This window comes from Ruegeria sp. BHSA162 (genome assembly GCF_059613385.1).
Window position 1 is genome coordinate 1 of the sequence record NZ_JBXWSK010000117.1, and the last position, 7,132, is coordinate 7,132.

Annotated in this window: 8 protein-coding genes; 7 read left to right on the top strand and 1 reads right to left on the bottom strand. The window is 63.3% G+C overall.

What is annotated here, in order from left to right; translation table 11 throughout:
- The 6 genes from AC2FM5_RS18690 to AC2FM5_RS18715 all read left to right on the top strand — a co-directional run.
- On the top strand, nt 1-286 hold a 286-nt coding region (locus tag AC2FM5_RS18690), incomplete at its 5' end, for a VIT1/CCC1 transporter family protein (RefSeq protein ID WP_496737405.1).
- 44 nt (nt 287-330) lie between these two features.
- Nucleotides 331-1,260 (top strand): AEC family transporter, encoded by a 930-nt coding sequence (locus tag AC2FM5_RS18695; protein WP_496737407.1) that lies wholly within the window; start codon nt 331-333, stop codon nt 1,258-1,260.
- Nucleotides 1,261-1,361: 101 nt separating this feature from the next.
- Nucleotides 1,362-2,195: an S-formylglutathione hydrolase gene (gene fghA / locus AC2FM5_RS18700; RefSeq protein ID WP_496737409.1), complete on the top strand. Its 834-nt coding sequence runs from the start codon at nt 1,362-1,364 to the stop codon at nt 2,193-2,195.
- A gap of 3 nt (nt 2,196-2,198) precedes the next feature.
- Nucleotides 2,199-3,668, top strand: coding sequence for a Si-specific NAD(P)(+) transhydrogenase (gene sthA, locus AC2FM5_RS18705; protein WP_093963338.1), 1,470 nt, complete (start codon nt 2,199-2,201; stop codon nt 3,666-3,668).
- A complete protein-coding gene (locus AC2FM5_RS18710; RefSeq protein WP_170359468.1) occupies nt 3,665-4,120 on the top strand; it encodes a YaiI/YqxD family protein in 456 nt (151 codons plus the stop codon). The genes sthA and AC2FM5_RS18710 overlap by 4 nt, the downstream gene beginning before the upstream one ends.
- Before the next feature lie 73 nt (nt 4,121-4,193).
- Nucleotides 4,194-4,814: an HAD family hydrolase gene (locus tag AC2FM5_RS18715; protein ID WP_496737412.1), complete on the top strand. Its 621-nt coding sequence runs from the start codon at nt 4,194-4,196 to the stop codon at nt 4,812-4,814.
- A 2-nt stretch (nt 4,815-4,816) separates the two neighbouring features.
- On the opposite strand, the gene AC2FM5_RS18720 is transcribed toward AC2FM5_RS18715, so the two are convergent.
- Nucleotides 4,817-6,058 (bottom strand): MFS transporter, encoded by a 1,242-nt coding sequence (locus tag AC2FM5_RS18720; RefSeq protein WP_170441191.1) that lies wholly within the window; start codon nt 6,056-6,058, stop codon nt 4,817-4,819.
- A 145-nt stretch (nt 6,059-6,203) separates the two neighbouring features.
- On the opposite strand from AC2FM5_RS18720, the gene zapE reads away from it, so the two are divergent.
- A partial coding sequence (gene zapE / locus AC2FM5_RS18725) for a cell division protein ZapE (RefSeq protein WP_496737414.1) occupies nt 6,204-7,132 on the top strand: 929 nt, incomplete at its 3' end.

A 7,132-nucleotide genomic window follows, 5' to 3' on the forward strand; every position in this document is an offset into this window, starting at 1 on the left:
GGCATCGGACGATGGCGAGCTGTCGGGCCGTGGATCACCGGTCAAGCGGGGTTTGGCGTCCGGCGTGATGACAACGGTCGGCGGATTGGGCCATGCCCTGCCCTATCTGATCCCGGAATTCTGGACGGCCACGATCATTGCATTCATCGTGGTGTTTTTCGAATTGTGGGCGATCGCGTGGATTCAGAACCGCTATATGGAAACTCCGTTCTTTCGTGCCGCTTTTCAGGTCGTTTTGGGCGGAGCGCTGGTGCTGGCAGCCGGAATATTGATCGGCAGCGGGTGATGACCCTGCTTGCGATGTGGTAATTCTATGTTACCAATCTGCGCATGGTCGATATCTTTCTGCGCACCCTGCCCTTCTTTGCGATCATCGGCCTGGGATACTGGGCCGGGCGCAGCCGGTTCTTCACCGAAGACGCCACGGCCTATCTGACCAAGTTCGTGTTCTATTTCGCGTTGTCGGCGATGCTGTTCCGCTTTGCCGCCACGCTGCCCTTTGCCGAGATCTTCAACGCGCGGCTGATGCTGGGCTACCTGATCGGCACGGCGGGCGTATACGCGCTGGCCACGTTGGTCGCCTATCTGCGCGGGCTCGACATCCCCACCGCGGCGGTCGAGGCGCAAAGCGCCGCCATCGGAAATGTGGGCTTTCTGGGTCTGCCAATGTTGGCCCTGCTGTTTTCCGAAGCCGCAATCGGGCCGGTCATGCTGGTTCTGACGGTCGATCTGGTGGTGTTTTCCTCTCTGATCGTGATCCTGATCAACGGCGGGCGGGATGGAAAGCTGACAGTTGGGACGCTGCGGCTCATCGGAGTCGGGCTGCTGAAAAACCCCATGATCGTCTCGATCTCGGCCGGGTTGATCTGGTCGGCCCTGCAGATGCCGGTGCCTGACCCGTTGAACGATTTTCTGACCATTCTGGGTGGCGCCGCCACGCCGGGCGCGCTGTTTGCCATTGGCGCTTCGCTGGCCAGCAAATCAGCCGAGCGGGTTCAGATCGCGCTGTGGCTCAGCTTTTGCAAACTGGCCGTGCACCCGGCCTGTGTGGCCGTGGTGCTGCTGTGGCTGCTGCCGACTGATCCTTTTGCCGCGGCGGTGGCGATCTCCGCCGCCGCCCTGCCAGTGGCCGGCAATGTCTATATGCTGGCGGCCCACTATGGGGTGGCGCCGCACCGGGCATCTGCCGCCATTCTGCTGTCGACCATTGTCAGCATTCTGACCGTGCCGGTGGTCATCGCGTGGGTTGCCGCATTCTGACGCGGCGACTTCAAAATGCGTGCGAACATTGGTGCCCGGACTTTACGCCGGGGCCTTCGCCCGTTAGCCATGGCACGAACCCAACGTAAGGATGATGCCAGATGGAAACCCTTTCCGAAAACGCCTGTTTCGGTGGCGTGCAGGGCGTGTACCGCCACGCCTCGGCGGCGTGCCAGTGCGACATGACCTTTGGCCTGTTCCTGCCGGCCGAGGCCAAGGACGGCCCGGTTCCGGTCCTGTGGTATCTGTCGGGCCTGACCTGCACCCATGAAAACGCGATGGTCAAAGCGGGCGCGCAGGGCTGGGCCGCCGAACAAGGCATCGCACTGGTCTTCCCCGACACCTCGCCGCGCGGCGAAGGGGTCGCCGATCATGAGGATTACGACCTGGGCCAGGGCGCCGGGTTCTACGTCAACGCCACGCAATCGCCGTGGGCGCCGCATTTCAACATGTGGGACTATGTGGCTGACGAGCTGCCCGCGCTGCTGGTCGAAAACTTCGCCATCGATGGCGACCGGCAGGCCATCACCGGCCATTCGATGGGCGGCCACGGGGCGCTGACGCTGGCGATGAACCTGCCGGGCCGGTTCCGCTCGGTCTCGGCCTTTGCGCCGATCTCGAACCCGACGGCCAGCGACTGGGGCCGCAAGCAGCTGAGTGCCTATCTGGGCGATGACCCGAACGCCTGGGCCAAACATGACGCGACTCTGATGATGAAGGAAAAGGGCTTTGACGGCCCGATCCTGGTCGACACCGGCACCAACGACCAGTTCATCGACCTGCTGCGCCCCGAGGCCTTGGCACAGGCCATCGCCGAGCGCCGTCAACAGGCCACGAACCGGTTGCAGCCCGGCTATGACCATTCCTACTTTTTCGTGTCCACCTTCATGGAGGACCACGTCACCTTCCACGCCGAAGCCCTGTACGGAGACTGAGGGATGAGCAAATACGACTATGACCTGATCATCATCGGCTCGGGTCCATCGGGCCGCGCGGCGGCGATTCAGGCGGGCAAGCTGAAACGCAAGGTTCTGGTGGTTGACCGCCGTGACCGGTTGGGCGGCGTATCGGTGCACACGGGCACGATCCCGTCGAAGACCCTGCGCGAAACGGTGCTGAACCTGTCTGGCTGGCGCGAACGCAGCTTTTACGGCCGCTCGTACCGGGTCAAGGACCAGATCCGCGCCGAAGACCTCAAAGCCCGGCTGCACATGACGCTGGACTATGAGGTTGACGTGCTGGAGCACCAGTTCAACCGCAACCATGTTGAAACCATGGACGGCGTAGCCCGTTTTGTCGGCCCACACGAGATCGAGGTCACAGCCGATGCGGGCGACACCACCCGCCTGACGGCCGCGAAATTCCTGATCTCGACCGGGACCAAAACCTATCGCCCCGATTACGTGCCCTTCAACGGTAAGACCATCGTCGACGGCGACGAGTTCCTGGAAATGGCCGAGATCCCGCGCTCGCTCTGCGTGATCGGCGCGGGCGTGATCGGGGTGGAATACGCCACGATGTTCTCGGCGCTGGATGTGCGGGTGACGCTGATCGAGCCGCGCGAGACCTTCCTGGATTTCATCGACAAGACCCTGATCCAGGAATTCACACACCAGATCCGCGAAAACGGGGTGGACCTGCGGCTGGGCTCGGCCGTGGAAAAGATCGAGGACGCCGGCAAGCATGTCGAGATCACCATGTCAAACGGCCGCCATGTTCGGGCCGAGATGCTGCTGTTCGCGGCGGGCCGCATGGGCAACACCTCGGCGCTGAATCTGGGTGCGGTTGGGATCGAAACCGACCACCGCAACCGCATTTCGGTGGACCGCAAGACCTATCAGACCTCGGTGCCGCATATCTATGCCACCGGCGACGTGATCGGGCATCCATCGCTGGCCTCGACCTCGATGCAGCAGGGCCGCGTGGCCGCCTGCCACGCGCTCGAGACCCCCACCCTGCCCGAAAGCCCTTGGTTCCCTTATGGCATCTACTCGGTGCCCGAAATCTCGACCTGCGGCATGTCCGAGGAAGAGCTGCAGGAACGTGGCATTCCCTACGAGGTAGGCGTGGCCCGGTTCCGCGAGACGTCGCGCGGGCATATCATGGGGCTCGAGCATGGGATGCTGAAGATGCTGTTCTCGCTGAAAACCCGCCGGGTGCTGGGCGTGCAGATCGTCGGCGAAGGCGCGACCGAGCTGATCCACATCGCCCAGGCGGTGCTGAACCTGAAGGGCACGGTGGACTATTTCGTGCAGAACACCTTCAACTATCCGACCCTGGCCGAGGCCTACAAGATCGCCGGGCTCGACGCCTTCAACCGGATGCCGATCCCGGACGAGTTCAAGGTGCGCAAATCCGATGCGCCCGAGCCAGCGAAGTTGGCGCCCAAGAAGGCCAAGCAGGCGTGACGACCCTGTATGTCGATGGCGACGCCTGCCCGGTGAAGGCCGAGGCCGAACGCGTCGCCACACGGCACAAGGTGCCGATGGTGGTGGTCGCAAATGGCGGGCTGCGCCCCTCGGCCAACCCGCTGGTACAGATCGTGACCGTGGCACAAGGCGCGGACGAGGCCGACAAGTGGATCGCCGAGCGGTGCGACGCGGGCGACATCGTCATCACCTCGGACATCCCGTTGGCCGCCAAATGCGTCGAGGCCGGCGCGCGCGTACTGCGTCCCAACGGTGAAGCCTTCACCGCCGCAAATATCGGCCAGCAACTGGCGATGCGCGATCTGATGGCGGATCTGCGCGCCGCCAACCCGCTGGGTGCCGGGGGCGGTGGCAAACCGTTTTCAAAGGCCGACCGGTCGCGGTTTCTGGACGCGCTCGAGCGCGAGATGCGCGCCGCCCTGCGCGGCTGAGTTTGGCCTTGCATCCCGCTCGGCGGGTTGGTTCAGTCAGCCCCAAACGCAACACAAGCGAACAGGAACCCCCATGCCCGTAGAAGCGGTCGTTTTTGACATCGGCAACGTTCTGATCGAATGGCAGCCTGAGCGGTTTTATGACCGCGTGATCGGCGAGGACCGGCGCCGCGCCATGTTCTCGGCCGTCGACCTGCACGGCATGAACGACCTGGTCGATCAGGGGCATCACTTCACCGACACGATCTATGCCTGGGCCGAGAAATACCCCGAGTGGAGCGATGAGATCCGCATGTGGCACGACAACTGGATCGAACTGGCCGCGCCCGAGATCCCGCATTCGGTCCGGTTGCAGCGCGCGCTGCGAGCCAAGGGCGTGCCGGTCTTTGCGCTGACCAATTTCGGGGTGCAGAATTTCGACTATGCCACCACCGTCTATCCGTTCCTGAACGAGTTCGACCGGCACTATGTCTCGGGGCGGATGAAGATGGTGAAACCGCATGAGCCGATCTACCAGATGGTCGAACAGGATTACGGCCTGCCGCCCGAGACGCTGCTGTTCACCGACGACCGGATCGACAACATCGAAACCGCCCGTACGCGTGGATGGCAGACCCACCATTTCGACGGCCCGCAGGGCTGGGCCGAAAGGCTGGTGGCTGAAGGTCTGCTCTCCCCGGACGAGGCCGCCTGATCCTAGGCGGCCGCGGGCTGCGCGGAGCGGTTTTCGCGGATCGGCAGGTGCACGATCGCGCTGAAGGCGCCGATGGCCACGCCGATCCACCAGACAACTGTGTAATCGCCATAAAGGTCATACATTCGGCCGCCCAGCCAGATGCCCAGGAAACTCCCGACCTGATGGCTGAAGAAGATGATGCCATACAGCGTGCCCATGTAACGCAAGCCGTAAAGATGCGCGACGAGGCCCGAGGTCAACGGGATCGTCGCCAGCCATAGTGACCCCATGACCAGCGAGAACAGGATCACGGTCAAAGGCGTGATGGGAAACAGGATGAACGCCGCAGCCGCGATAGTGCGCCCGGTGTAGACCGCCGCCAGAAGGTATTTCTTGGGGAAGTGATTGCCCGCCCATCCGGCCAGAAGGGTGCCTCCGATATTGGCGAGCCCGATCAGCGAGATCGCCAGCGCACCCAAAGCAGACGTTGTGGTGATGCCCATCGCATGCAGGACACCGCCGGGTTGGATCGGGCCGCACATCTCGGTCACGAAGGCCGGGAAATGCGCGGTGACGAAGCCCAGTTGATAGCCGCAGCTGAAAAAACCCAAGAATATCAGCGCATAGGACGGGTCGCGGAAGGCCCGGCCCAGGATCTGGCCCATGCTTTCTTCCAATTCGGCCTTGCTGACCTGCGCGGGTGCGCGCATGAAGGGCAGTGTCAGCACAAGGGCCAGAATGGCAATGGCGAAGATGATGAACACCTGCTGCCACGGCAGAAAGGTCAGCATCCATTCAGCCGTCGGCGCACCGATCACCTGCCCGAAGCTGCCCGCTGCCGTTACGATCGCCAGCGACATCGAGCGGTTCTGATCCGTCGAGGCCCGCCCGACCACCGCCAGCACGACGCCAAAGCCCGTGCCTGCGATACCGAAGCCCACCAGCCAGGCATAAAGCTGATGCCCGAAGGGCGTAACGGACCAAGCCGACAGTACCATCCCCGCCGCATAGGTCAGCGCACCAAGAATGATCGCCCGCCGGTCGCCCATCTTTTCGGCGATGGCGGCAAAGATCGGCTGGCCGATGCCCCAGGCCAGGTTCTGGATCGCGATGGCCAGCGAGAAATCGGTGCGCAGCCAGCCGAACTCCTCGGCGATCGGAATCTGGAACACTCCGAACGAGGCGCGCACGGCGAAGCTGACCGTGATGATCACGCATCCGACGATCAGCACCGGGTTGAGCAGACGGGCGGTTGGGGTCATTGGGCCTCCGGGTTCAGCCCGCCGACAGTATCCGCTTGGGCTCACTCGTCAATTCAGGAGTTTTGCGGTCACGATTAACCAAAATTGATGCGTGCCGGAGGATGCCTTCTTTTCAATGGCGCGGGCGGGCGCTATGGCTCGGGCCATGACCGACATGATCTCGTTGTACGAGGCCCGCGTTGCCGATGGCACCCTGAACCGCGACGACGCGCAAGAGGCCGTTCTGCCCCAGTTCGAGCGCATCCGGGCGGCTCTGGCCGCGCCGGTGAAACGCGGGCTGTTCCGCAAGGCACCGCCGCCGCCCAAGGGCTTGTACCTGTGGGGCGGCGTGGGGCGCGGCAAGTCCATGTTGATGGACATGTTCGTCGAAACGCTGGGCGAAGTTCCGGCCCGGCGCGTCCATTTCCATGCCTTCATGCAGGAAATCCACGCTGGCATGCATGAGGCGCGCGAAACCGGCGTGCAGGATGCACTGGCGCCGGTGGCGGCCTCGGTCGTGAAATCCGTGCGCCTGCTGGCCTTTGACGAGATGCAGATCACCGACATCACCGACGCGATGATCGTCGGGCGGCTGTTCGACATGCTGCATGCGGGTGGCGTCGTCGTTGTGACCACCTCCAACCGTCATCCCGACGATCTGTACAAGGATGGCCTAAACCGGCAGCTGTTCCTGCCCTTCATCCACCACATCAAGCAGCAGCTCGAAGTGTGGGAACTGACCTCGCCCACGGATTACCGGCAGAACCGGCTCGAGGGCTCGCCGGTCTATTTCACGCCCATCGGACCCGAGGCGCGGGAGAAGATCCGGGCCGTGTGGGCCGACCTGTCCGGTGGGCCGGCCGAACCCCTGACCCTGCATGTCAAGGGGCGCGAGGTAGTGTTGCCCGCTTTTCGCAATGGTGTGGCACGGGCCTCGTTCTATGATCTGTGCGGCCGGATGTTGGGGCCGGGGGACTATTTGGCCATTGCTGATGCGGTAAAAGTGCTGGTGCTCGAGGACATACCGCGCCTGTCGCGCAACAACTTCAACGAGGCGAAGCGGTTCGTCACGTTGATCGATGCGCTGTACGAGGC